At 50.2% G+C, this 25,021-nt stretch carries 21 protein-coding genes, 1 tRNA gene and 3 pseudogenes; 22 read left to right on the forward strand and 3 right to left on the reverse strand.

Going from position 1 to position 25,021, the window contains the following annotated elements; all coding sequences use genetic code 11:
* Positions 1-89: 89 nt before the first annotated feature.
* The 11 genes and pseudogenes from C3D30_RS01460 to C3D30_RS20545 form a co-directional block, all read left to right on the forward strand.
* Entirely contained in the window at positions 90-356 is a 267-nt protein-coding gene (locus tag C3D30_RS01460; RefSeq protein ID WP_001149160.1) for a helix-turn-helix transcriptional regulator, read from the forward strand.
* Positions 353-952 carry a host cell division inhibitor Icd-like protein gene (locus tag C3D30_RS01465; RefSeq protein ID WP_105286362.1) on the forward strand — a complete coding sequence of 200 codons (600 nt, stop codon included), beginning with the start codon at positions 353-355 and terminating at the stop codon, positions 950-952. Before C3D30_RS01460 ends, C3D30_RS01465 begins: the two co-directional genes overlap by 4 nt.
* Positions 945-1,232, forward strand: a complete 288-nt coding sequence (locus C3D30_RS01470) for a derepression protein (RefSeq protein WP_001244665.1) — start codon at positions 945-947, stop codon at positions 1,230-1,232. Before C3D30_RS01465 ends, C3D30_RS01470 begins: the two co-directional genes overlap by 8 nt.
* A complete protein-coding gene (locus tag C3D30_RS01475; protein ID WP_097419756.1) occupies positions 1,225-1,680 on the forward strand; it encodes a hypothetical protein in 456 nt (151 codons plus the stop codon). Before C3D30_RS01470 ends, C3D30_RS01475 begins: the two co-directional genes overlap by 8 nt.
* Before the next feature lie 135 nt (positions 1,681-1,815).
* Positions 1,816-2,136 carry a DUF5375 domain-containing protein gene (locus C3D30_RS01480; RefSeq protein ID WP_105286363.1) on the forward strand — a complete coding sequence of 107 codons (321 nt, stop codon included), beginning with the start codon at positions 1,816-1,818 and terminating at the stop codon, positions 2,134-2,136.
* A 14-nt stretch (positions 2,137-2,150) separates the two neighbouring features.
* A complete protein-coding gene (locus C3D30_RS01485; RefSeq protein ID WP_105286364.1) occupies positions 2,151-4,484 on the forward strand; it encodes a primase-helicase zinc-binding domain-containing protein in 2,334 nt (777 codons plus the stop codon).
* Between the two features lie 667 nt (positions 4,485-5,151).
* A pseudogene (locus C3D30_RS01495) lies at positions 5,152-5,742 on the forward strand (DUF4942 domain-containing protein); the annotation flags it as partial.
* Between the two features lie 69 nt (positions 5,743-5,811).
* The gene (locus C3D30_RS01500) at positions 5,812-6,207 is read left to right on the forward strand and encodes a DUF6088 family protein (protein ID WP_000152740.1); all 396 of its coding nucleotides are present in this window, start codon (positions 5,812-5,814) and stop codon (positions 6,205-6,207) included.
* Positions 6,200-7,147: a nucleotidyl transferase AbiEii/AbiGii toxin family protein gene (locus C3D30_RS01505; RefSeq protein WP_105285642.1), complete on the forward strand. Its 948-nt coding sequence runs from the start codon at positions 6,200-6,202 to the stop codon at positions 7,145-7,147. The genes C3D30_RS01500 and C3D30_RS01505 overlap by 8 nt, the downstream gene beginning before the upstream one ends.
* 283 nt (positions 7,148-7,430) lie before the next feature.
* Positions 7,431-8,686 (forward strand): IS3 family transposase gene (locus C3D30_RS01510; protein WP_105285641.1). Its coding sequence is split into 2 segments (ribosomal slippage): positions 7,431-7,782 and positions 7,782-8,686, totalling 1,257 coding nucleotides; the frame shifts between segments, so codons are not numbered across the junction.
* A 129-nt stretch (positions 8,687-8,815) separates the two neighbouring features.
* Positions 8,816-9,074: pseudogene (locus C3D30_RS20545) on the forward strand (endonuclease domain-containing protein); the annotation flags it as partial.
* Between the two features lie 91 nt (positions 9,075-9,165).
* On the opposite strand, the gene dcm reads toward C3D30_RS20545, so the two are convergent.
* Both dcm and C3D30_RS01525 read right to left on the reverse strand, forming a co-directional pair.
* On the reverse strand, positions 9,166-10,398 hold the full coding sequence (dcm, locus tag C3D30_RS01520) for a DNA (cytosine-5-)-methyltransferase (RefSeq protein WP_105285640.1): 1,233 nt from the start codon (positions 10,396-10,398) through the stop codon (positions 9,166-9,168).
* Between the two features lie 80 nt (positions 10,399-10,478).
* Positions 10,479-11,198 carry an Eco47II family restriction endonuclease gene (locus C3D30_RS01525; protein ID WP_105285639.1) on the reverse strand — a complete coding sequence of 240 codons (720 nt, stop codon included), beginning with the start codon at positions 11,196-11,198 and terminating at the stop codon, positions 10,479-10,481.
* Positions 11,199-11,591: 393 nt separating this feature from the next.
* Here C3D30_RS01525 and C3D30_RS01540 point away from each other — a divergent pair.
* Both C3D30_RS01540 and C3D30_RS01545 read left to right on the forward strand, forming a co-directional pair.
* Positions 11,592-11,896: pseudogene (locus C3D30_RS01540) on the forward strand (integrase core domain-containing protein); the annotation flags it as partial.
* Positions 11,897-11,909: 13 nt separating this feature from the next.
* Positions 11,910-12,791, forward strand: coding sequence for an AAA domain-containing protein (locus tag C3D30_RS01545; protein ID WP_105285679.1), 882 nt, complete (start codon positions 11,910-11,912; stop codon positions 12,789-12,791).
* A 239-nt stretch (positions 12,792-13,030) separates the two neighbouring features.
* Here the strand turns inward: C3D30_RS01545 and argG are convergent, their stop codons facing one another.
* Positions 13,031-14,374, reverse strand: coding sequence for an argininosuccinate synthase (argG, locus tag C3D30_RS01550; protein WP_000207675.1), 1,344 nt, complete (start codon positions 14,372-14,374; stop codon positions 13,031-13,033).
* A gap of 347 nt (positions 14,375-14,721) precedes the next feature.
* On the opposite strand from argG, the gene C3D30_RS01555 reads away from it, so the two are divergent.
* From C3D30_RS01555 to nlpI, 9 genes are all read left to right on the forward strand, one after another.
* A tRNA-Met gene (locus C3D30_RS01555) sits at positions 14,722-14,798 on the forward strand.
* A gap of 206 nt (positions 14,799-15,004) precedes the next feature.
* The gene (gene rimP, locus C3D30_RS01560; RefSeq protein ID WP_001300397.1) at positions 15,005-15,457 is read left to right on the forward strand and encodes a ribosome maturation factor RimP; all 453 of its coding nucleotides are present in this window, start codon (positions 15,005-15,007) and stop codon (positions 15,455-15,457) included.
* 27 nt (positions 15,458-15,484) lie between these two features.
* Positions 15,485-16,972: a transcription termination factor NusA gene (gene nusA, locus C3D30_RS01565; RefSeq protein ID WP_001031044.1), complete on the forward strand. Its 1,488-nt coding sequence runs from the start codon at positions 15,485-15,487 to the stop codon at positions 16,970-16,972.
* Positions 16,973-16,996: 24 nt separating this feature from the next.
* Positions 16,997-19,669 carry a translation initiation factor IF-2 gene (infB, locus tag C3D30_RS01570; protein WP_000133059.1) on the forward strand — a complete coding sequence of 891 codons (2,673 nt, stop codon included), beginning with the start codon at positions 16,997-16,999 and terminating at the stop codon, positions 19,667-19,669.
* A 162-nt stretch (positions 19,670-19,831) separates the two neighbouring features.
* Entirely contained in the window at positions 19,832-20,233 is a 402-nt protein-coding gene (gene rbfA, locus C3D30_RS01575; protein ID WP_001040205.1) for a 30S ribosome-binding factor RbfA, read from the forward strand.
* Positions 20,233-21,177 (forward strand): tRNA pseudouridine(55) synthase TruB, encoded by a 945-nt coding sequence (gene truB, locus C3D30_RS01580; protein WP_000089704.1) that lies wholly within the window; start codon positions 20,233-20,235, stop codon positions 21,175-21,177. Before rbfA ends, truB begins: the two co-directional genes overlap by 1 nt.
* A gap of 148 nt (positions 21,178-21,325) precedes the next feature.
* Complete coding sequence (gene rpsO / locus C3D30_RS01585; RefSeq protein ID WP_000059470.1) at positions 21,326-21,595, forward strand: 30S ribosomal protein S15; 270 nt, start codon at positions 21,326-21,328, stop codon at positions 21,593-21,595.
* A 246-nt stretch (positions 21,596-21,841) separates the two neighbouring features.
* Positions 21,842-23,977 carry a polyribonucleotide nucleotidyltransferase gene (pnp, locus tag C3D30_RS01590; RefSeq protein WP_000933927.1) on the forward strand — a complete coding sequence of 712 codons (2,136 nt, stop codon included), beginning with the start codon at positions 21,842-21,844 and terminating at the stop codon, positions 23,975-23,977.
* A gap of 108 nt (positions 23,978-24,085) precedes the next feature.
* Positions 24,086-24,970, forward strand: a complete 885-nt coding sequence (nlpI, locus tag C3D30_RS01595; protein ID WP_000802080.1) for a lipoprotein NlpI — start codon at positions 24,086-24,088, stop codon at positions 24,968-24,970.
* Positions 24,971-25,021 lie beyond the last annotated feature (51 nt).

Consider the following 25,021-nt stretch of genomic DNA (forward strand, 5'->3'; position numbering starts at 1 on the left):
GCGTCTGCCAAAAATATTCACAAAATAAAGTGCTACCCGAAGCCGGACGGACTTATCCGGTGCTGTATGGACATTAACGAGGTAGCCCGATGCAAGCTGTTTTTTCTTCCCCGTCTCCCGCCCCAGTGACGCCACTGATGCCGCTGCCGGACATCACACAGGAGCGTTTTTTACGTCTGCCGGAAGTGATGCACCTGTGCGGCCTGTCACGCTCGACCATCTATGAACTCATCCGTAAGGGGGAATTTCCGCCGCAGGTGAGTCTTGGCGGTAAAAATGTGGCCTGGCTGCACTCTGAAGTCACCGCATGGATGGCCGGGCGCATTGCCGGACGCAAACGGGGGTACGACGCATGATGATGCCCGCTCTGCAAAAAGTCCCTTTTTCTGGCTTGCCTTTTTCCGGCATTTGCGGATATAGTTTTTCCGCTGCCGCAAAATCGGCAGCCGGGCGTGGAAACCCGAGCAATTCACAGGCGACATATGACGCGCCATGCGTCTTTTTTTGTGTCGCAATCAACGCCACAGAGCGCCAGATTATGGTGTGGTGTGTGGTCAGTCGTGCAGATGGCATTCCGTGCATCCTGCCCGCGTCCGCTCATTATGCCGCAGAGTCAATGGTAGCTCAGGCGGGGCAGCCTCCGGGCTGGCCGGTATCCTGTGAAGCCGGTATTTCCACCCCCGTCTGGGCTATCGCCATCGAGCGTGGAAACTCCGGCGATAGCGTTATTTGCTATTCACAGGAGGCTGCCATCATGGCTACAACCCTTACCCTCTCACACCCTGAATTTGTCTTTGTGTTTGCGGCTGTCCGTCGCGCAGACCGTCATCCCCGTATCTGTATGCTTCGCACCGTCGCCGGTGATGAACGCAGCGCCCGCCGTTCCCTTGTCCGTGACTATGTGCTCTCCCTTGCTGCCCGTCTGCCGGTGGTGGAGGTGTCCCGTGCGTAATAAAAAAGCCCCTCAGACCGTCTCAGCGCGTCATGACGCCCGTGAACACCTCAGCATTGAGGCCTACCATAAGCTCAACCGCGCCAGCGCCGTATCCCAGTTTGTTGGGGGTGATTTGATTCACCGTGAACTCTCCGGCCTGCATCAGCTCTACATTCCGCATATTTTCAGCTACCTGAATGAAGATATTGATTTTGTGCTGAATGAACTGAAAGCCAAAGGCCTGTGCCGCGATTTTCTCGCCCAGCAGAAAGACCGGGGAGACAGGACGCATGTTTGATTTTCCCCAGCCCGGTGAGATTTACCGTTCTGCCGGTTTTCCCGATGTGGCCGTGGTCGGCATTCTGGAAGACGGTATTCCGTGGGAAATGCCGTACCGCTGCCCGGACATTGTCTGGAACCCGTACCGCCGTAAATTCAGTATCCTTGTGCGTATCCTCGCCGACGGGCGCACCACAGACATCCCGCTGGGGCGTTTTCTGCGGGAATTTACCTGTGACCGTCCTGACCTGTTTAAACGCAGCCCCGTAAACCGGCATGCGGTACTGAAAGAAATGGCCGGAGACCCGGAATTACAGAAATGGCGGGAGAAATATCTGGATATTTACCCGCAGGACCCTGTTCCGGTCAGCCGGACGGCACCGGTGGCGCGGGAATGGCGGGAAATCCCCCGCACGGAGCCTGACCCGGAAATCACCCCGGATAACAGTTACCGCAATTATCTGTAATTAAAAAACGACACCCGAAAAATTAAATGTGCGTATTCGCGCAGGGATACGCACGTCTTCAGGAGACGCAGATATGCCTTATCAGTTAATGCAACCGGCACAGAATGCAGTCATCTGTCACAGGGAGGAAAACAAATGAAAATACCCTTACCGCCCGTCTTACGCGCTGCCCTTTACCGTCGCGCTGTCGCCTGTGCCTGGCTGACCGTGTGCGAACGTCAGCACCGCTACCCGCATCTCACCCTTGAATCACTGGAGGCGGCCATCGCCGCTGAGCTGGAAGGCTTTTATCTGCGCCAGCACGGTGAGGAAAAAGGGCGTCAGATAGCCTGTGCCCTGCTGGAAGATTTAATGGAATCCGGCCCCCTGAAGGCCGCGCCGTCGCTGTCCTTTCTCGGGCTGGTTGTGATGGATGAACTCTGTGCCCGTCACATAAAAGCGCCGGTACTGCACTGAAGGAGAACAACACCATGAAAATGAACGTAACCGCCACCGTCAGCCATGCGCTCGGCCACTGGCCGCGTATTCTCCCGGCGCTGGGGATTCAGGTGCTGAAAAACCGCCATCAGCCCTGTCCGGTCTGTGGCGGGAGTGACCGCTTCCGTTTTGATGACAGGGAGGGGCGCGGCACCTGGTACTGCAATCAGTGTGGTGCCGGTGACGGCCTGAAACTGGTTGAAAAGGTGTTTGGTGTTTCCCCGTCCGACGCGGCCGCAAAGGTGGCTGCCGTGACCGGCAGCCTGCCCCCGGCTGACCCGGCAGTGACGGCTGCCGCCGGTGCTGAAACAGACGCTGCCCGGAAGAACGCCGCCGCACTGGCACAAACCCTGATGGCGAAAACCCGTCCCGGAACCGGTAACGCCTACCTGACCCGCAAGGGCTTTCCCGGCCGGGAATGCCGGATGCTGACCGGCACACACAGAGCCGGTGGCGTGAGCTGGCGTGCCGGTGACCTTGTGGTGCCACTGTATGACGACAGCGGCGAACTGGTTAACCTTCAGTTAATCAGTGCTGACGGCCGTAAGCGCACCCTGAAAGGCGGACAGGTCAGGGGCACCTGTCACACCCTTGAAGGACAGAATCAGGCCGGAAAACGTCTGTGGATAGCGGAGGGATACGCGACCGCACTTACCGTGCATCACCTGACCGGTGAAACGGTGATGGTGGCGCTTTCTTCCGTGAATCTCCTTTCTCTGGCCAGCCTTGCCCGGCAGAAGCATCCGGCCTGTCAGATTGTCCTTGCTGCTGACCGTGACCTCAGCGGTGACGGCCAGAAAAAGGCCGCCGCAGCCGCAGATGCGTGTGAAGGTGTTGTTGCCCTGCCGCCGGTCTTCGGTGACTGGAATGATGCCTTCACGCAGTACGGCGGGGAAGCCACCCGTAAGGCCATTTATGATGCCATCCGGCCACCGGCTGAAAGCCCGTTCGACACCATGAGCGAAGCGGAGTTTTCCGCCATGAGTACCAGCGAAAAGGCCATGCGTATCTATGAGCATTACGGCGAGGCGCTCGCGGTTGATGCCAACGGCCAGCTTCTGTCCCGTTATGAAAATGGTGTCTGGAAGGTGCTGCCGCCACAGGACTTTGCCCGGGATGTGGCCGGGCTGTTTCAGCGTCTGCGCGCGCCGTTCTCCTCCGGGAAGGTGGCCTCCGTGGTGGACACCCTGAAGCTGATTATTCCGCAGCAGGAAGCCCCCTCCCGCCGCCTGATTGGCTTTCGTAACGGCGTGCTCGACACGCAGAACGGCACGTTCCACCCGCACAGTCCGTCCCACTGGATGCGTACCCTGTGCGATGTGGATTTCACCCCGCCGGTGGAAGGGGAAACGCTGGAAACCCACGCTCCCGCGTTCTGGCGCTGGCTTGACCGTGCCGCCGGTGGTCGTGCGGAAAAACGCGACGTGATTCTGGCCGCACTGTTTATGGTGCTGGCAAACCGCTACGACTGGCAGCTCTTTCTGGAGGTGACCGGTCCCGGCGGCAGCGGCAAAAGTATCATGGCCGAAATCGCCACCCTGCTGGCCGGGGAGGATAACGCCACGTCGGCCACCATCGAGACGCTGGAATCCCCGCGTGAACGTGCCGCGTTAACTGGCTTCTCACTGATACGCCTGCCGGACCAGGAAAAATGGAGCGGCGACGGAGCCGGACTCAAGGCCATCACCGGCGGCGATGCAGTGTCCGTTGACCCGAAATACCGGGATGCGTACTCCACGCATATCCCGGCGGTGATTCTGGCCGTGAACAACAACCCGATGCGCTTCACCGACCGCAGCGGCGGCGTGTCACGCCGGCGGGTGATTATTCACTTCCCGGAACAGATAGCCCCGCAGGAGCGCGACCCGCAGCTTAAGGACAAAATCACCCGCGAGCTGGCGGTCATCGTGCGTCACCTGATGCAGAAGTTCAGCGACCCGATGCTCGCCCGGTCACTGCTTCAGTCCCAGCAGAACTCAGACGAGGCACTGAACATCAAACGGGATGCCGACCCGACGTTTGATTTTATCGGCTATCTGGAAACCCTGCCGCAGACCAGCGGCATGTATATGGGGAACGCCAGTATCATCCCGCGCAATTACCGTAAATACCTCTATCACGCCTATCTGGCCTACATGGAGGCAAACGGCTACCGGAATGTACTCAGTCTGAAAATGTTCGGGCTGGGGCTGCCGGTGATGCTGGCGGAATACGGACTGAATTACGAGAAGCGCCATACCAAACAGGGGATACAGACCAACCTGACGCTGAAAGAGGAAAGCTACGGCGACTGGCTGCCAAAATGTGACGACCCTGCGACAGCCTGACCCACCTGACCGGCATCTGCCGGTCTTTTTTTATCCCTGAATTCCCCGAAGGTGAACAATCCACTGTTCACCCTTCACCGTATATTCACCCGTTATCACACTGAAATTAAAAGAGAAAAATGAAAGGTGAACAGTGTGAACAATCAAATCAAAAAAAAACTTTTTTCTCCCTGTGTGATTTCAGTACGGAGGATTAATCCCCTGCACAAGTCACATCGGCAGAATGCCGGAGGTGAAGAATCGAATGTTCACCCTTCACCCATTATTCACCACCTATCACTCTGAAATAAAAGGAGAAAACAGAAAGGTGAACAGTGTGAACAGTTCTTTCGAAAAAAAATTTTTTATGTGGATAAAAGATGCACTGGTTTGGATCCGAGCTACGGATCCAAACTTACTGATTAAAAATGATTTAACTTTCCGATTTATTGATGGCTGAAAATAGATTGGTCAGAAAAACAGTGGGGGCACAAAAGGGGGCATATTTCATTGTTGTATTTTATTATTTGTTTTTTATCATTAACTTATTTTGATGTTTGAGTCCGGCCTTCGCACCAAAAGTATGTAAATAGACCTCAACTGAGGTCTTTTTTTATGCCTGAAACCCGCGCTACACAAGGCTTTTCCAGCTTTTCTCCTCAACTGAAGTCAACCTGACTCAACCCACATCACCCGCAATATCGATCGCAGCATCTGGCGCGATCTCATGCTGAAGTCCGGGATGTTGACTCTGATGGATGCCGAAGCCCGCAGTCAGTGGGCGAAGAATCTGGAGGAGGGCGATCTTCCGGCGATTAGCGAAGCCAACATCCTGAGTACCTTTGAACAACTCCACAACAACAAGCAGGACGTTTTCGGACGTGGGATTATCAATGTATTTAAGGGATTGAGCTGGGATTACAAAACCAATAATCCCTGTTATTTCGGTAAGAAGATTATCGTTAACAATCTGGTGAAGCATGACAGATGGGGCTACAGCCTGAACTGGGGCTGGCGAGGAGATCAACTCGCCGATCTGGAACGGATGTTATACCTGCTGGATGGGAAGACCATTCCCGATAACCGGCATGATGTTGCGATTCGGTTTATGGACTTCGTTAGTGCTCACCCGCATGAGCAGGTATTTGATGACGATTTATTTGTCATCCGCTATTACCAGAAAGGCAGTGGGCATATCACTTTCAAACGTTTGGATCTGGTGGATAAGATGAATGACATTGTGGCGAAGCACTATCCGTCAGCGTTATCAGCAAAATGAATGTCGTATGTTTGCTATCTAAAATGTCGTATTTTTGCTACTCTTTATGCAATGACTCAGGAGGCGAATATGACGATAAAAGCACGCATTCAGTCACGACTGAAACGTTCTAAACGTTACGTATTTACTCGTGACGACTTTAAAGATATTGCAGGCTACGATCAGGTTGGTCGGGTATTGCGCGATCTTGTCAGGGAAGGGCAACTGTTGAAGGTTGGTTATGGCGTATATACCAAAGCACGGCGGAACAGTATTACAGGTAAGGTAATGCCAGCGGCTCCCGGAGGCTCTTCAGCGGTGATTGTCGAAACGCTGGAACGCCTGAAAGTACGCTATCGTTTTGCTGGTGCAACGCAGGCATACAACAGCGGTACTTCTACGCAGATCCCAGCTTCACCGGAGATAAAAACCCCCCGGCGTTTTAAACGCGTATTATCTGTAGGGAACAGCAGATTAAATGGATGATTTAACCACTCTTTTTTCTGAAGTGGCTGACGCGCTTGGTATTGAGTCTGTCGCAATTGTGGAAAAAGATCACTATATCGTTGAGCTTTTGCAATTACTTAAACCTCTGGTGTTCGATACTCATCAATTGGTGTTTGCCGGAGGAACAGCTCTGGCAAAATCAGGTGTCGCACTTAATCGCATGTCGGAAGATGTGGATATCAAACTGGTGCCTAAGGATGCATTTCAGACACTTTCCCGCACTCAGCGAAAAAATACCCGTAAAGAAATTTTTCAGGCAGTTTCCAGTGCAATAGCTTCATCGGGTGTGTTCAATTTTGATGATGATTACCCAAAAGTGACGCGGGATGAATATCGCTATAATGACATACCTGTTCGTTATCCACAGCGAGTGGTGCAGGCACCTTGTTTGCGTCCTTTTATCCGACTGGAACTGATGGAAGCGAAGTTACTGGAGCCTTCTGAATTACGGGATATTCATTCACTGGTAACAGGGATCACGGGAAAAGCGGCTATTGTTTCAGCGTTTCCATGCGCAACTATCATTAGCACACAGGCTGAAAAGCTGGTGGCGATGTTACGTCGTACTGCGGCAGTTGTGCGAGATGTTGAGCGATTTGATGATGCATCGCTGGTACGTCATATCTACGATACAAACTGTATTGTTGAGACGAGTCATGTTGATATGAGTCTGCTCGTTGATTTTGTTCAACAAACTATTGAGCAGGACATTCAGCGTTACGGCAACCAGTACCCGCAGTTTTGCGCGTGTCCAGTTGATGAGTTAAAAATGGGACTGGATGAGTTGGCGAACAATCCTCTCTACCAGATGCGCTATCAGCAGTTTGTTTCTCCAATGGTGTATGGAGAGCGAAAGATCACATGGGATGAGGCTTACTCCAGGTTTAGGAGCTTAGCGTTATCCATCCTGAATACTTGATATGCAGCATTTGTCTTTACTTGAAATTCCGATAAACATTGTGAAGCGTTAAAGTACCGACTGATTATTCAGGTTGTTGATTTCTCAGAGAATCGCGCTGAGTATACAAAGTGATTTTTGGGTTAATAAATCACATTAATTTCAATGAATTATGTTTGAAAGAGCTGTGCGGCCTTCGCACCACATCGTATGCACATCAAGTCGCTCAAGGGCGGCTTTTTTTGTGTCTATGACCCGTCCTGAATAGTGTTGACACGTTCCAGACTTAAATCCGGAGAACGTGATGATGACTGAGTTCAAACGCACCCAACGTGATTATCCTCTATCCTTTAAAATAGCTGTTGTTGAGCAGGTTGAAAAAGGCGAGATGACCTATAAACAGGCCCAGCAGCGGTATGGCATTCAGGGGCGCTCCACCGTTCTTGTCTGGTTGCGTAAATATGGCCAGCTTGACTGGAGTCCCGGACTTCCTGATCTGGTGAAGAGGAAACTGCCTGTGACTCAGACAACTATCCCGCTCACACCCGAGCAAAGAATCAGGGAACTTGAAGAGCAGCTTGAGCTGGCGAACCAGAAAGCTGAGTTTTTTGAGTCGGTTATCAATGTCCTGAAAAATGATTACGGGGTGAGTATCGTAAAAAAGCGGCCCGGCAAGTCCTCGCGCAAAGTTCGGCCCCAAAAATAACTGTTACGCGTGCATGTCAGTTCCTGGGGCACAGCAGACAGGCATGGTATCAGGACAACGCAAGGCGCAGAAAACGCCAGGAACATCATGCTCAGGTTCTTGATTTTGTTGCCCGTATCAGATGTCGTCAGCCTCGAATCGGTGCGCGTAAACTGCACTATCTGCTGAATACTCAGGCCGATAAAAGGCTGAATATCGGACGAGACCGCCTGTTTAACCTGCTGGATGAATACCGGCTCCTGGTGCCAGTAAAACGGGCATATCACAAAACCACCAACAGCCATCACCGCTTTTACCGGCATCCCAATCTGCTGAAACACGACCCGGAGCAGGTTACCGCCCTTGTGCCAGAGCAGGTCTGGGTTGCCGACATTACTTACCTTCCCCTGCTCAGCGGCATGGCTTATCTGAGTCTGGTCACTGATGCCTGCTCCAGAAAAATCATGGGTTACCATGTCGGGGAAAATCTGCAGACAGAAAATGTGGTAAAAGCGTTCAGACAGGCTCTGAGGCGAAGAAAAACGACAGGTCCTCTGGTACATCACTCTGACAGAGGGTTGCAATACTGTTCAGCTCTTTATCAGTCAGTCCATGAGAAAAACGGAATAACCTGTTCAATGACTGATGGTTATGACTGCTACCAGAACGCACTGGCTGAGCGAATAAACGGTATCCTGAAAAATGAGTTTTTACTCTCGCGTCCTGCAGACCTGATGCAGGCCCGGGAAATGGTAAAAGAGTCCGTGACAATTTATAACTGTGAGCGGCCACATCTGGCTCTGAAATACAAAACGCCCGATGACGTTCATCAGGCGTTTTACAGACAGAAAAGTGTCAACTTATATCAGGACTAGTCATTAACTTATTGATGGCGAGTGCCTCTGCTTGTATTTCCCGGTTAGATAATAGTAAAAGCTTATAAACTAACGGACAGTAAACTATTAATAAAAGCGAAAGGGGGCTATCTGGAATACCTCGGCAACATGCCGCTGCCTGAACAGATTACAAATGTCGCTGTATTCGAAGATGTGTATCGTTTCCTGTTGAATGGTTCCGGCGGTTGGAGTTGCGCCGTACTGATGAGGCTGCTGTCCGCGTCTTCCTTTAGAATTATCGATATCGCCATTGTGATGCAATAGGTAAACCGCAGCGCCTCATGTCTTCCGTGTGCCGGATCATTGCTATCGAACCAGGCACCAACGTGCTGTAGTACATCGTTCTGCTAATGATGCGGAGAGGGGAGATGTATCGTAAGAATTATTTTGCAATAAATCTAACGAATCCAACATAGGGTAAGAATAAAAGGGTAGGCCATGAAACCTACCCAGTATGGTTATCTTTTATTTATCTTATCTAAAAGATGTACCACAGATTTGCCAACAGCAAATGACAGATTAACAGGAACAGCATTTCCTATTTGCTTATATTTCGCTGACATTGGGCCTTCAAATACCCAGTCATCGGGGAAGGTCTGTATTCTTGCATACTCACGCACAGTTAATGGTCTTGTTTCTTCTGGGTGGCAACGCTCTGTTTGTTTCTGTGCTGGGGCACATGTTAATGTTAGGCTTGGTTCATCCCATGACAAGCGACGAGCCATACCAGTTTTGCCCCCTCCTAAGTAAAAACTCTTGAGCATGTATTCTTTTTGAATATCTTCTGGAAGATCTCTCCAATAGCCACCGGGAGGAACCATACTTAGGATCTCTGCTTTTCTTTTGGGATATTTTTGTCCCTCAGATTCTGGCACGTCGCTATCGTACAACTCTCCCTTTTTTAATGCATCTTTAAGGGTTAATATTTTATTGTAAGAAGAAGGCCACTCATAATCGATGCCATCAGCAAGATCATTTCTTACAGCTACAATGATCAAACGCTCGCGTTTTTGCGGCACTTTGTAGAAAATAGCCTTAAGTACTCTCGGCTCAAATAAAGTGTAGCCCAAGTCTGTGATAATATTTTTTATTGTTTCTAAAGTTCGTCCATCATCATGATTTAGCAACCCTCGAACATTCTCTGCTAAAAGAACTTTCGGATTGATTTCTTTAGCGGCTCGGGCGAATTCAAAGAAAAGGGTGCCCCGTGTATCTTCAAAACCAAGTTTTTTGCCTGCATAAGAGAATGCCTGGCAAGGAAAGCCACCAGCCAGCACATCAACGGTATTCCTATAAGGTGTGAAGTCTACTTGGCTCACATCACCTTCAACCACATTCCATTCAGGCCTATTTTTTCGTAACGTCTTACAAGCATGGGAGTCAATTTCATTTAGTAAAACAGATTTTAAACCGGCTTTTTCTAAACCTAAAGCCATCCCCCCTGCGCCAGCAAATAACTCTAATACAGTATAAACATTATTGCTTATTTTAGTCTCATCAGACCACTGGCTTTTAAATAAAAACTGAGCTTGTTCAAAATTTTTAAGTTGCTCTTTTTTATAAAATCGATAGTTGTTTTCGTCATTTCTTTGAGAAACTAATTTTCCAGCAGTATCCCAACGCCTTAAAGTTTCTTTTGAAACGCCCAAAATGTCTGCAACTTCTGAAAGTGAAAACTCTTCCTTTAACATATTTAGTAACCATGCCAACATTAGTCATGGTTACTACTGTATGGGTTTACATGTACTTTGTCAAACGTTGATCATGGTTATTAGCCGTAAGCGAGCCCAAAATACTTAATAAAACTATCTTTATCAGGGATGGAAAAGCCTTGCTGCCCAAAACGTTCGCTCAAAATATACTCAATTGCGTGAGGAAGAGCACTATGGAGTTCTTGCAGAGCATCTGGTCTGCCAGTGACAAGCTCATAGAAACTCGCACCATCAATGATTCGAATGTTAGGGTTCGAAGGACACTGAGTACCGCTACCTTTATTGGAAGGGGTAAAAGGGATGTCATATCTGATAGGTTTACGAGGGATTATATTAACAAAGTACGCGCAGTAATCCTTAAATCGGCTATGTTTCGGTGATACCAACTCATCTAAACCTTTATACTTATCTGCTAAATCCCCGCCAGTAACCGTTGAGTATTTATTTTTCACCTCAGCGATGATTTTTCTTTCTTCGTTGAGAAGATCAACGATGCCACCAATACCCATATCCCGCCATCCTTCAACATGGCCGAGGATTTTTTGGTGAAAAGTACCAACATGATTTTGAATGGTTTTCTGCTGTTGTCGTGCTAGTTCGGAGTTTCGCCACTCTTCATGGGATGAGAACCCCGGAGCTTCAAAAAGTGCGCCAAAAGGGTCAATAACATTGCTGGTAAAAGTCTTCTCAGCAGCGTCTTTTTTCTTTTTAGCTTTCGTTAATAAGGTTTCAACTTCGTTAAAAAGATCTTCATCACTGATATATTCAAGTAATGACATAGTTGTCTCTCCATCATTCTTTATAATTCAATAAATTTTTCGCGTAATAACCTTTGGGGACTATTGCGGTTGCGGCTAATTACACGACAGCTCTCAAAAACGACACTGGAGCAAGTTTTCTAATCATAACGATTACAGACATAGATTAAAACGATCAATAAGCACTTAAAGAGCGGATGTTTGTTGTGGCGGGATCTGAATGGTTTGTGCTGAGGATTCGAGCAATATGTTACAGGGATAGAGGATTTGAAGTGGTTTACTGAATTTGGCCACCTGAAAAGAGGTGATATGCTCACCTCAGAACAACACAGGTGCACAAATGAAAAGAAGAAATTTTAGTCCTGAATTCAAATGCGAATCCGCTCAACTGGTTGTTGACCAGAACTATACAGTGGCAGTCATTATACGAGCAGGCAGTTCCGGCAGTTACTGTGGCGATACCGGATCAGGCAGAGTATGAGCCGGCGCGGAAACTGCTGGGATAACAGCCCAATGGAACGCTTCTTCAGGAGTCTGAAGAACGAATGGATGCCGGTGGTGGGTTACGTAAGCTTCAGCGAGGCAGCTCACGCCATAACGGACTATATCGTTGGATATTACAGCGCACTAAGACCGCACGAATATAACGGTGGGTTACCCCCAAACGAATCGGAAAATCGATACTGGAAAACTCTAACTCGGTGGCCAGTTTTTGTTGACCACTACAAACCGTTGTATAAAGTCGTTGTCATTGTGACGCCATTTTCGGCACAGGTTAATGCCATCAAGACGTCATTGCGTAAGCTGGAGATTAATTGCAGTGACGAAGATGATTCGCTGACCGTGGGAACTGTGCATTCCTTGCAGGGGGCGGAGAGGGCGATAGTTCTTTTCTCTACGGTCTATTCAAAACATGAGGATGGGCGGTTTATTGATAGCAATAGCAGCATCCTCAATGTCGCAGTCTCGCGTGCGAAAGATAGTTTTCTGGTTTTTGGGGATATGGACCTTATTGAGATGCAGCCGGCTTCCTCGCCGCGAGGATTACTGGCTACATATCTGTTTGCTTCAGACAACAATGCGTTGCAATTTGAGTTTCAGAAACGACAAGATTTAAGTTCCGCAAATGCACAAATTTCAACGCTGCATGGTGTGGAGCAGCATGATGCATTTTTGAATAAGGCTCTTGCCGGGGCTCAAAAGAAAATAACGATCATTTCTCCCTGGTTATCCTGGCAAAAAGTGGAGCAAACCGGGTTTCTGGCGTCAATGGCTCTGGCCCGTTCCCGGGGCATTGATATTACCGTGGTGACGGATAAAAACTGCAATATAGCGCATGTCGATGATGGTAAGCGTCAGGAGAAACGACATCTGCTGAATGATGCTGTTGAAAAGCTCAATAATATGGGTATCGCTACGAAATTGGTTAATCGTGTCCACAGCAAAATTGTGATTGAGGATGAAGAGCTGCTGTGCGTCGGATCTTTTAACTGGTTCAGTGCCGCGCGGGAAGATAAATATCAACGATACGATACGTCTTTGGTGTACCGTGGCGAAGGCGTAAAAAATGAAATAAAGGCAATATATAGCAGTCTGGAGCAGCGTCAGCTATAAGTGCGAAGATCGGTTCCTGACACAGGATGACGTAATAATGTCATCGGTGAAATCGATAAAGAGAATATTTTACTCATATGAAGGCGACTATAAGATTTATTGCGAGTCGCCTTCCCTATTTTCAATCTCATTGTTTATCTCATCTTTCATCTTTGCATAATGCGCATGGCATTATAAGAAAAGATTTTACAGAGGAAATCCAGATAACCCCGCCCTTGATGGGCAGGGTTAACGTCGAATTACTGGCCTTTGTTTTCCAGATTCTCAACCTGCGGTACGCCTGAAGCTGCAGAAGATGAGAGCAGACCCGTTTTGGCATAACCGAAAAGTTTCTCGCGAGTATCGGTGATATCCAGGTTGCGCATGGTCAGTTGACCAATACGATCATCTGGCGAGAACACCGAGTCACCTTTTTCCATCGTCAGACGTTCTGGTTTGTAAGTCAGATTGTCAGAGACGGTATTAAGGATGGAGTAATCATTCCCGCGACGCAGCTCCAGGGTAACTTCACCTGTAATCTGGCTGGCAACCCAGCGTTGCAGAGAGTCACGTAGCATCAATGCCTGGGAATCGAACCAACGTCCCTGGTACAACAGACGACCCAACTGACGACCATGCGCGTGATACTGCTCGATGGTGTCTTCGTTGTGAATACCTGTCAGCAGACGTTCATAAGCGATATGCAACAGCGCCATCCCCGGAGCTTCGTAGATACCACGGCTTTTCGCTTCGATGATACGGTTTTCGATTTGGTCGCTCATGCCCAGGCCGTGACGACCGCCGATGCGGTTGGCTTCCAGCATCATTTCCACATCATCGCTAAAGGTTTTGCCATTCAGCGCCACCGGATGACCCTGTTCGAAACGTACCGTGACTTCTTCTGCCGGGATCTTCACACTCTCATCCCAGAATTTCACACCCATAATCGGGTTGACGATTTTGACGCTGGAATTGAGATATTCCAGATCTTTCGCTTCGTGCGTGGCACCAAGCATGTTGGAGTCGGTGGAGTAGGCTTTCTCGACGGACATTTTGTAGTCGAAACCGCAGGCAATCATAAATTCAGACATTTCATGACGACCGCCTAACTCATCAATAAAGTCAGTATCAAGCCACGGTTTGTAAATTTGCAGTTCCGCGTTGGTCAGCAGGCCGTAACGATAGAAACGTTCGATATCGTTTCCTTTATAGGTGCTGCCATCACCCCAGATGTTAACGCCGTCTTCTTTCATGGCAGCAACCAGCATGGTGCCAGTCACGGCGCGACCCAGCGGCGTGGTGTTAAAATAGGTCAGGCCGCCAGTGGTGTTATGGAAAGCACCACACTGAATAGCGGCAATGCCTTCGGCCACCAGTTGTTTGCGGCAGTCGATTAGACGAGCGTTCTCCGCGCCGTATTCCATAGCACGACGAGGGATCGCATCATAATCCTCTTCGTCTGGCTGACCCAAATTTGCAGTATATGCATAAGGGACAGCTCCCTTTTGTCGCATCCACAGCAGTGCGGCACTGGTGTCCAGACCGCCAGAAAAAGCGATGCCAATACGTTGACCTACCGGGAGATGCTTGAGAATCGTCGTCATAAAATAACACCCTGCTTGATTAACTGATGATGAGCCTGGATTTCCGCTCTCACTGAATTTTTATGCAAAATAAATGAGTTTTCATTTAATCATCTTTTATCGGAGACCGGAAGAGTTTAGTGCGTTTTTTGTAAAATAATGCGTTTAAGAGAAGTAAGGTGAGGTAGAAATTATTCAATCAATGAAAGTGAACTGGATATCCATTCACGTGAGTAGCAATAAATGTTGACAAAATGTGGCGTGGATCACTATAATGACCGCAGATTTTACGTCCCGTCTCGGTACACCAAATCCCAGCAGTATTTGCATTTTTTACTCAAAACGAGTAGAATTTGCCACGTTTCAGGCGCGGGGTGGAGCAGCCTGGTAGCTCGTCGGGCTCATAACCCGAAGGTCGTCGGTTCAAATCCGGCCCCCGCAACCACTTTCCCTTAGAGTTCTTTTTCAAATATACTGTGAAGACTTCGGCCTTCGTAGTGGGATTTGAAAAAATCCTTCTGGAAAGTGCTCCAGACCGCATTTGCGGTTATAGGGTTCAGTTATATAAAGCCCCGATTTATCGGGGTTTTTTGTTATCTGACTACAGAATAACTGGGCTTTAGGCCCTTTTTTTATGTCTTGGGGGTGGGCTTGTCCACATTAGAGCAAAAATTAACAGAGATGATTACTGCGCCAGTTGAGGCCCTGGGTTTTGAACTGGTTGGCATCGAGTTTATTCGCGGTCGCACATCCACACTGCGCATCTATATTGATAGTGAAGATGGCATCAATGTTGATGATTGTGCTGATGTGAGCCACCAGGTAAGTGCCGTGTTGGATGTTGAAGATCCCATCACCGTTGCTTATAACCTGGAAGTCTCCTCACCGGGTCTCGATCGCCCACTGTTCACGGCTGAACACTACGCCCGTTTCGTCGGAGAAGAGGTGACTCTGGTTCTCCGTATGGCGGTACAAAACCGTCGTAAATGGCAGGGCGTTATCAAAGCGGTAGACGGTGAAATGATCACAGTTACCGTCGAAGGTAAAGATGAAGTGTTCGCGCTGAGTAATATCCAGAAGGCGAACCTGGTTCCCCACTTTTAATAGTCTGGATGAGGTGAAAACCCCGCGATGAACAAAGAAATTTTGGCTGTAGTTGAAGCCGTCTCCAATGAAAAGGCGCTGCCTCGCGAGAAAATTTTCGAAGCGTTGGAAAGCGCATTGGCTACAGCAACCAAGAAAAAATATGAACAAGAGATCGACGTCCGCGTACAGATCGATCGCAAAAGCGGTGATTTTGACACCTTCCGTCGCTGGCTGATTGTTGATGAAGTCACTCAGCCGACCAAAGAAATCACCCTTGAAGCTGCGCGTTTTGAAGATGAAAGCCTGAACCTGGGCGATTACGTTGAAGATCAGATTGAGTCTGTCACCTTTGACCGCATTACGACCCAGACGGCAAAACAGGTTATCGTGCAGAAAGTTCGTGAAGCCGAACGCGCGATGGTTGTTGATCAGTTCCGTGAACACGAAGGTGAAATCATCACCGGCGTGGTGAAAAAAGTAAACCGCGATAATATCTCTCTGGATCTGGGTAACAATGCTGAAGCTGTCATCCTGCGTGAAGACATGCTGCCGCGTGAAAACTTCCGCCCGGGCGACCGCGTTCGTGGCGTACTTTATTCCGTTCGCCCGGAAGCGCGTGGCGCGCAGCTGTTCGTAACCCGTTCCAAGCCGGAAATGCTGATCGAACTGTTCCGCATTGAAGTGCCGGAAATCGGCGAAGAAGTGATTGAAATTAAAGCTGCAGCTCGCGATCCGGGCTCTCGTGCGAAAATCGCGGTGAAAACCAACGATAAACGTATCGATCCGGTAGGTGCTTGTGTCGGTATGCGCGGTGCCCGTGTTCAGGCAGTTTCCACCGAGCTCGGCGGCGAGCGTATCGATATCGTCCTGTGGGATGATAACCCGGCGCAGTTCGTGATCAACGCGATGGCACCGGCAGACGTTGCTTCTATCGTGGTGGATGAAGATAAACACACCATGGATATCGCCGTTGAAGCTGGTAATCTGGCGCAAGCAATTGGCCGTAACGGTCAGAACGTGCGTCTGGCTTCGCAGCTGAGTGGTTGGGAACTCAACGTAATGACCGTTGACGACCTGCAGGCTAAACATCAGGCGGAAGCACACGCAGCGATCGATACCTTCACCCGTTATCTCGACATTGACGAAGACTTTGCCACTGTCCTGGTAGAAGAAGGCTTCTCGACGCTGGAAGAACTGGCCTATGTGCCGATGAAAGAGCTGTTGGAAATTGAAGGCCTTGATGAGCCGACTGTTGAAGCACTGCGCGAGCGTGCTAAAAATGCACTGGCCACCATTGCACAGGCCCAGGAAGAAAGCCTCGGTGATAACAAACCGGCTGACGATCTGCTGAACCTTGAAGGGATGGATCGTGATTTGGCATTCAAACTGGCCGCCCGTGGCGTTTGTACGCTGGAAGATCTCGCCGAACAGGGCATTGATGATCTGGCTGATATCGAAGGGTTGACCGACGAAAAAGCCGGAGCACTGATTATGGCTGCCCGTAATATTTGCTGGTTCGGTGACGAAGCGTAATAAACTGTAGCAGGAAGGAACAGCATGACAGATGTAACGATTAAAACGCTGGCCGCAGAGCGACAGACCTCCGTGGAACGCCTGGTACAGCAATTTGCTGATGCAGGTATCCGGAAGTCTGCTGACGACTCTGTGACTGCACAAGAGAAACAGACTTTAATTGACCACCTGAATCAGAAAAATTCAGGACCGGACAAATTAACGCTGCAACGTAAAACACGTAGCACCCTTAACATTCCTGGTACCGGTGGAAAAAGCAAATCGGTACAAATCGAAGTCCGCAAGAAACGCACCTTTGTGAAACGCGATCCGCAAGAGGCTGAACGCCTTGCAGCGGAAGAGCAAGCGCAGCGTGAAGCGGAAGAGCAAGCCCGTCGTGAGGCAGAAGAATTGGCCAAACGCGAGGCGCAACAAAAAGCTGAACGTGAGGCCGCAGAACAAGCTAAACGTGAAGCCGCTGAACAAGCGAAACGTGAAGCTGCGGAAAAAGACAAAGTGAGCAATCAACAAGACGATATGACTAAAAACGCCCAGGCTGAAAAAGCCCGCCGTGAGCAGGAAGCTGCAGAGCTCAAGCGTAAAGCTGAAGAAGAAGCGCGTCGTAAACTCGAAGAAGAAGCACGTCGCGTTGCTGAAGAAGCACGTCGTATGGCGGAAGAAAACAAATGGACTGATAGCGCGGAACCGACCGAAGATTCCAGCGATTATCACGTTACAACCTCTCAACATGCTCGCCAGGCAGAAGACGAAAGCGATCGTGAAGTCGAAGGCGGTCGTGGCCGTGGTCGTAACGCGAAAGCCGCTCGTCCGAAGAAAGGCAACAAACATTCAGAATCTAAAGCCGATCGTGAAGAAGCGCGTGCAGCGGTTCGTGGCGGTAAAGGCGGAAAACGCAAAGGTTCTTCACTGCAGCAGGGCTTCCAGAAGCCAGCTCAGGCCGTTAACCGTGACGTGGTGATCGGTGAAACCATCACCGTTGGCGAACTGGCTAACAAGATGGCGGTTAAAGGCTCTCAGGTCATCAAAGCGATGATGAAACTGGGTGCAATGGCAACCATCAACCAGGTCATCGACCAGGAAACCGCACAGCTGGTTGCCGAAGAGATGGGCCACAAAGTTATCCTGCGTCGTGAAAACGAACTGGAAGAGGCGGTAATGAGCGACCGTGATACTGGCGCTGCGGCTGAACCGCGTGCACCGGTCGTGACCATCATGGGTCACGTTGACCACGGTAAAACTTCTCTGCTGGACTACATTCGTTCAACGAAAGTGGCCTCTGGCGAAGCAGGCGGCATTACCCAGCACATCGGTGCATACCACGTTGAAACTGAAAACGGCATGATCACCTTCCTGGACACCCCAGGGCACGCCGCGTTTACTTCAATGCGTGCACGTGGTGCGCAGGCAACGGATATCGTAGTTCTGGTTGTCGCTGCAGATGACGGCGTAATGCCGCAGACCATTGAAGCAATCCAGCACGCGAAAGCGGCGGGTGTGCCGGTTGTGGTTGCTGTGAACAAAATCGATAAGCCAGAAGCCGATCCAGATCGCGTTAAAAACGAACTGTCCCAGTACGGCATTCTGCCGGAAGAGTGGGGCGGTGAAAGCCAATTCGTACACGTATCTGCAAAAGCGGGTACAGGTATCGACGAACTGCTGGATGCGATCCTGCTGCAGGCTGAAGTCCTGGAACTGAAAGCTGTGCGTAACGGGATGGCGAGCGGTGCGGTCATCGAATCCTTCCTCGATAAAGGTCGTGGTCCGGTTGCAACTGTACTGGTACGTGAAGGTACTCTGCACAAGGGCGACATCGTTCTGTGTGGCTTCGAATACGGTCGTGTTCGTGCAATGCGTAACGAACTGGGTCAGGAAGTGCTGGAAGCAGGTCCGTCCATTCCGGTGGAAATCCTTGGCCTGTCCGGCGTTCCGGCTGCGGGTGACGAAGTTACCGTTGTTCGTGACGAGAAAAAAGCACGTGAAGTTGCACTGTACCGTCAGGGTAAATTCCGTGAAGTTAAACTGGCGCGTCAGCAGAAATCTAAACTCGAGAACATGTTCGCCAACATGACCGAAGGCGAAGTTCATGAAGTGAACATCGTACTGAAGGCTGACGTTCAGGGTTCTGTGGAAGCGATTTCCGATTCCTTGCTGAAACTGTCTACTGACGAAGTTAAAGTGAAGATCATCGGTTCTGGCGTAGGTGGTATCACCGAAACCGACGCGACCCTGGCGGCTGCATCCAACGCTATCCTGGTTGGCTTCAACGTTCGTGCTGATGCCTCTGCGCGTAAAGTGATTGAGGCTGAAAGCCTGGATCTGCGTTACTACTCCGTCATCTATAACCTGATTGATGAAGTTAAAGCGGCGATGAGCGGTATGCTGTCTCCGGAACTGAAACAACAGATCATCGGTCTGGCAGAAGTGCGTGACGTGTTCAAATCACCGAAATTCGGCGCCATCGCAGGTTGTATGGTTACCGAAGGTGTGGTTAAACGTCACAACCCGATCCGCGTTCTGCGCGACAACGTGGTTATCTACGAAGGCGAGCTGGAGTCCCTGCGCCGCTTCAAAGATGACGTTAACGAAGTCCGTAACGGTATGGAATGTGGTATCGGCGTTAAGAACTACAACGACGTCCGCACTGGCGATGTGATCGAAGTATTCGAAATCATCGAGATTCAGCGTACGATTGCCTAAGGCTGATTGGGTGTAGGCCGGATAAGGCGTTTGCGCCACATCCGGCAGCCGTTGCCTGATGCGACGCTGGCGCGTCTTATCAGGCCTACGTGAACAGCCCTTCCACCTGAAATTAATTTTAAAAAGGGGCTTATGGCCCCTTTTTTGTCAGGAGAATTTATTATGGCGAAAGAATTTGGTCGCCCGCAGCGCGTAGCGCAGGAAATGCAAAAAGAGATCGCTCTCATCCTGCAACGCGAAATTAAAGATCCTCGTCTGGGCATGATGACCACCGTTTCCGGTGTCGAAATGTCTCGTGACCTGGCGTATGCCAAAGTGTATGTCACTTTCCTCAACGACAAAGATGAAGATGCGGTAAAAGCGGGCATCAAAGCGTTGCAGGAAGCCTCTGGTTTCATCCGCAGCCTGCTGGGCAAAGCGATGCGTCTGCGTATCGTGCCGGAACTGACCTTCTTCTACGACAACTCATTGGTTGAAGGGATGCGTATGTCAAACCTGGTGACCAGCGTGGTCAAACATGACGAAGAACGTCGTGTTAACCCGGACGACAGCAAGGAGGACTAATGAGTCGTCCTCGTCGTCGCGGTCGCGACATTAACGGCGTTTTGTTGCTGGATAAACCGCAGGGCATGTCCAGCAACGATGCGCTGCAAAAAGTGAAACGCATTTATAACGCCAACCGTGCCGGACACACCGGCGCGCTGGACCCGCTGGCGACCGGCATGTTACCGATTTGCCTCGGGGAAGCGACGAAGTTTTCCCAGTATCTGCTGGACTCCGACAAACGCTATCGGGTGATTGCGCGTCTTGGGCAGCGTACCGATACTTCCGACGCTGACGGACAAATCGTTGAGGAGCGTCCGGTAACCTTTAGTGCAGAGCAACTGGCGGCAGCACTGGATACTTTCCGTGGCGATATCGAACAGATCCCTTCGATGTATTCGGCGCTGAAATATCAGGGCAAAAAACTGTACGAGTACGCGCGTCAGGGCATTGAAGTCCCACGCGAAGCGCGTCCGATTACCGTTTATGAATTGCTGTTTATTCGTCATGAAGGCAATGAGCTGGAGCTGGAAATTCATTGCTCAAAAGGCACCTATATCCGCACCATCATTGACGACCTGGGTGAAAAACTCGGCTGTGGCGCGCATGTTATTTACCTGCGCCGTCTGGCAGTAAGTAAATATCCAGTCGAACGGATGGTGACTCTGGAACATCTGCGTGAACTGGTTGAGCAAGCTGAACAGCAGGAGATTCCGGCGGCACAATTGCTTGATCCATTATTGATGCCAATGGACAGTCCAGCTTCGGACTATCCGGTGGTGAATCTTCCGTTAACGTCTTCTGTTTACTTCAAAAATGGTAACCCGGTTCGTACATCTGGTGCGCCGCTGGAAGGACTGGTTCGTGTTACGGAAGGTGAGAACGGTAAGTTTATCGGTATGGGCGAAATTGACGATGAAGGCCGCGTCGCGCCTCGTCGGCTGGTGGTTGAATACCCGGCGTAATGTTAACCGTCTTGCGATAACAGGTCGCTACGAGTAGAATACTGCCGCTTAACGTCACGTAAATTGTTTAACACTTTACGTAACGTACACTGGGATCGCTGAATTAGAGATCGGCGTCCTTTCATTCTATATACTTTGGAGTTTTAAAATGTCTCTAAGTACTGAAGCAACAGCTAAAATCGTTTCTGAGTTTGGTCGTGGTGAAAACGACACCGGTTCTACCGAAGTTCAGGTAGCACTGCTGACTGCACAGATCAACCACCTGCAGGGTCACTTTGCAGAGCACAAAAAAGATCACCACAGCCGTCGTGGTCTGCTGCGCATGGTTTCTCAGCGTCGTAAACTGCTCGACTACCTGAAACGTAAAGATGTAGCACGTTACACCCAGCTCATCGAGCGCCTGGGTCTGCGTCGCTAATTCTTGCGAGTTTCAGAAAAGGGGCCTGAGTGGCCCCTTTTTTCAAGCTAACGGCAGCAATTCACTGGAAACTAATGTATTGTTGCTATGAATGATCTTCCGTTGCAGAGGTTCGCGCGGCTAATGAGAGGCTTTACCCACATCAGGCTGGGTTAGGGTTGTCATTAGTCGCGAGGATGCGCAGAAGATCGGGTATTAACACCAGTGCCGTTAAGGTGCTGTCTAAGAAAGAGAAAGGATATTACATTGCTTAATCCGATCGTTCGTAAATTCCAGTACGGCCAACACACCGTGACTCTGGAAACAGGCATGATGGCGCGTCAAGCCACTGCCGCTGTTATGGTTAGCATGGATGACACTGCGGTATTCGTTACCGTTGTTGGCCAGAAAAAAGCCAAACCAGGTCAGGACTTCTTCCCACTGACCGTTAACTATCAGGAGCGTACCTACGCTGCTGGTCGTATCCCGGGTAGCTTCTTCCGTCGTGAAGGCCGCCCAAGCGAAGGCGAAACCCTGATCGCGCGTCTGATTGACCGCCCGATTCGCCCGCTGTTCCCGGAAGGCTTCGTCAACGAAGTTCAGGTTATCGCCACCGTAGTTTCTGTTAACCCGCAGGTTAACCCGGATATCGTCGCGATGATTGGTGCTTCTGCAGCACTGTCTCTGTCTGGTATTCCGTTCAATGGTCCGATTGGTGCTGCCCGTGTGGGTTACATCAATGATCAGTACGTACTGAACCCGACCCAGGACGAACTGAAAGAGAGCAAACTGGATCTGGTTGTTGCGGGTACTGAAGCCGCTGTACTGATGGTTGAATCTGAAGCTGAACTGCTGAGCGAAGACCAGATGCTGGGCGCAGTAGTGTTCGGTCATGAACAACAGCAGGTTGTTATTCAGAACATCAATGAACTGGTGAAAGAAGCCGGTAAACCGCGTTGGGACTGGCAGCCGGAGCCGGTAAACGAAGAGCTGAACGCACGCGTTGCTGCACTGGCTGAAGCTCGTCTGAGCGATGCTTACCGCATCACCGACAAACAAGAGCGTTATGCACAGGTTGATGTGATCAAATCTGAAACCATCGCGACGCTGCTTGCTGAAGACGAAACCCTGGACGAAAACGAACTGGGTGAAATTCTGCACGCTATCGAGAAAAACGTTGTTCGTAGCCGCGTACTGGCAGGCGAACCGCGTATCGACGGCCGTGAAAAAGATATGATCCGTGGTCTTGATGTCCGTACTGGCGTGCTGCCGCGTACTCACGGTTCTGCGCTGTTCACCCGTGGTGAAACTCAGGCGCTGGTTACCGCAACGTTGGGTACTGCACGTGACGCGCAGGTTCTTGATGAACTGATGGGCGAACGTACTGACACCTTCCTGTTCCACTACAACTTCCCTCCGTACTCCGTAGGCGAAACTGGCATGGTCGGTTCTCCGAAGCGTCGTGAAATTGGTCACGGTCGTCTGGCGAAGCGCGGCGTGCTGGCAGTAATGCCGGATATGGACAAATTCCCGTACACCGTACGTGTTGTATCTGAAATCACCGAATCCAACGGTTCCTCTTCTATGGCTTCCGTGTGCGGCGCTTCTCTGGCGCTGATGGACGCAGGTGTGCCGATTAAAGCCGCCGTTGCGGGTATCGCAATGGGTCTGGTGAAAGAAGGCGACAACTACGTTGTACTGTCTGACATTCTGGGTGACGAAGACCATCTGGGCGATATGGACTTCAAAGTTGCGGGTTCCCGTGACGGTATCTCTGCACTGCAGATGGATATCAAAATTGAAGGTATCACCAAAGAGATCATGCAGGTTGCGCTGAACCAGGCTAAAGGTGCGCGTCTGCATATCCTTGGCGTAATGGAACAGGCGATCAACGCGCCGCGCGGTGATATCTCTGAGTTCGCTCCGCGTATCCATACCATCAAGATCAACCCGGACAAGATCAAAGACGTTATCGGTAAAGGCGGTTCAGTTATCCGTGCCCTGACCGAAGAAACCGGCACCACCATCGAAATCGAAGATGACGGTACTGTGAAGATCGCAGCGACCGACGGCGAGAAAGCAAAACACGCCATTCGTCGTATCGAAGAGATCACGGCGGAAATCGAAGTGGGCCGCGTCTACAATGGTAAAGTGACCCGTATCGTTGACTTTGGCGCATTTGTTGCCATCGGCGGCGGTAAAGAAGGTCTGGTACACATCTCTCAAATCGCTGACAAACGCGTTGAGAAAGTGACCGATTACCTGCAGATGGGTCAGGAAGTACCGGTGAAAGTTCTGGAAGTTGATCGCCAGGGCCGTATCCGTCTGAGCATTAAAGAAGCGACTGAGCAGTCTCAACCTGCTGCGGCACCGGAAGCTCCGGCTGCTGAACAGGGCGAGTAAGGTTGCCATTTGCCCTCCGCTGCGGCGGGGGGCTTTTAACCAGGCAGGACGCCTTGTTAGCAACCGGGAACAGGACGTTCATTCAACCGTGGTCTTCGGGAGTGGGAAATGAAGCCTTTTTTGCGCTGGTGTTTCGTTGCGACAGCACTTACGCTTGCAGGATGCAGTAATACTTCCTGGCGTAAAAGTGAAGTCCTCGCAGTACCATTGCAACCGACTTTACAGCAGGAAGTGATTCTGGCACGTATGGAACAGATCCTTGCCAGTCGGGCTTTAACCGATGACGAACGCGCACAGCTTTTATATGAGCGCGGAGTGTTGTATGATAGTCTCGGTCTGAGGGCATTAGCGCGTAACGATTTTTCGCAGGCGCTGGCAATCCGACCGGATATGCCTGAAGTATTCAATTACTTAGGCATATATTTAACGCAGGCAGGCAATTTTGATGCTGCCTATGAAGCGTTTGATTCTGTACTTGAGCTTGATCCAACTTACAACTACGCGCACTTGAATCGCGGGATCGCATTATATTACGGCGGTCGTGACAAGTTAGCGCAAGATGATCTGCTGGCGTTTTATCAAGACGATCCCAATGATCCTTTCCGTAGTCTGTGGCTTTATCTCGCCGAGCAGAAGCTCGATGAGAAGCAGGCTAAAGAAGTGTTGAAACAGCACTTCGAAAAATCGGACAAGGAGCAGTGGGGATGGAACATTGTCGAGTTCTACCTGGGCAACATTAGCGAACAAACGTTAATGGAAAGGCTCAAGGCGGACGCAACGGATAACACCTCGCTCGCTGAGCATCTCAGTGAAACCAACTTCTATTTAGGTAAGTACTACCTAAGTCTGGGGGATTTGGACAGCGCCACGGCACTGTTCAAACTGGCGGTTGCCAACAACGTTCATAACTTTGTTGAGCACCGATACGCATTGTTGGAATTATCGCTCCTGGGCCAGGACCAAGATGACCTGGCAGAATCGGACCAGCAATAGCTGACGTACACATCAGCCCGTAATCTTATTTGATTGCCATCACCTTAACGG

It is taken from the genome of Escherichia sp. MOD1-EC5433, assembly GCF_002966005.1.
Taxonomy (GTDB): domain Bacteria; phylum Pseudomonadota; class Gammaproteobacteria; order Enterobacterales; family Enterobacteriaceae; genus Escherichia; species Escherichia ruysiae.

What these genes read in the sequence shown, in the direction of transcription:
- rbfA (WP_001040205.1), top strand. Translation starts at nt 19,832, where the DNA reads ATGGCGAAAGAATTTGGTCGCCCGCAGCGCGTAGCGCAGGAAATGCAA.
- argG (WP_000207675.1), bottom strand. Translation starts at nt 14,374, where the DNA reads ATGACGACGATTCTCAAGCATCTCCCGGTAGGTCAACGTATTGGCATC.
- C3D30_RS01505 (WP_105285642.1), top strand. Translation starts at nt 6,200, where the DNA reads ATGGATGATTTAACCACTCTTTTTTCTGAAGTGGCTGACGCGCTTGGT.
- C3D30_RS01465 (WP_105286362.1), top strand. Translation starts at nt 353, where the DNA reads ATGATGATGCCCGCTCTGCAAAAAGTCCCTTTTTCTGGCTTGCCTTTT.
- C3D30_RS01480 (WP_105286363.1), top strand. Translation starts at nt 1,816, where the DNA reads ATGAAAATACCCTTACCGCCCGTCTTACGCGCTGCCCTTTACCGTCGC.
- C3D30_RS01475 (WP_097419756.1), top strand. Translation starts at nt 1,225, where the DNA reads ATGTTTGATTTTCCCCAGCCCGGTGAGATTTACCGTTCTGCCGGTTTT.
- infB (WP_000133059.1), top strand. Translation starts at nt 16,997, where the DNA reads ATGACAGATGTAACGATTAAAACGCTGGCCGCAGAGCGACAGACCTCC.
- C3D30_RS01500 (WP_000152740.1), top strand. Translation starts at nt 5,812, where the DNA reads ATGACGATAAAAGCACGCATTCAGTCACGACTGAAACGTTCTAAACGT.
- C3D30_RS01485 (WP_105286364.1), top strand. Translation starts at nt 2,151, where the DNA reads ATGAAAATGAACGTAACCGCCACCGTCAGCCATGCGCTCGGCCACTGG.
- truB (WP_000089704.1), top strand. Translation starts at nt 20,233, where the DNA reads ATGAGTCGTCCTCGTCGTCGCGGTCGCGACATTAACGGCGTTTTGTTG.
- nlpI (WP_000802080.1), top strand. Translation starts at nt 24,086, where the DNA reads ATGAAGCCTTTTTTGCGCTGGTGTTTCGTTGCGACAGCACTTACGCTT.
- dcm (WP_105285640.1), bottom strand. Translation starts at nt 10,398, where the DNA reads ATGTTAAAGGAAGAGTTTTCACTTTCAGAAGTTGCAGACATTTTGGGC.
- rpsO (WP_000059470.1), top strand. Translation starts at nt 21,326, where the DNA reads ATGTCTCTAAGTACTGAAGCAACAGCTAAAATCGTTTCTGAGTTTGGT.
- C3D30_RS01460 (WP_001149160.1), top strand. Translation starts at nt 90, where the DNA reads ATGCAAGCTGTTTTTTCTTCCCCGTCTCCCGCCCCAGTGACGCCACTG.
- C3D30_RS01525 (WP_105285639.1), bottom strand. Translation starts at nt 11,198, where the DNA reads ATGTCATTACTTGAATATATCAGTGATGAAGATCTTTTTAACGAAGTT.
- nusA (WP_001031044.1), top strand. Translation starts at nt 15,485, where the DNA reads ATGAACAAAGAAATTTTGGCTGTAGTTGAAGCCGTCTCCAATGAAAAG.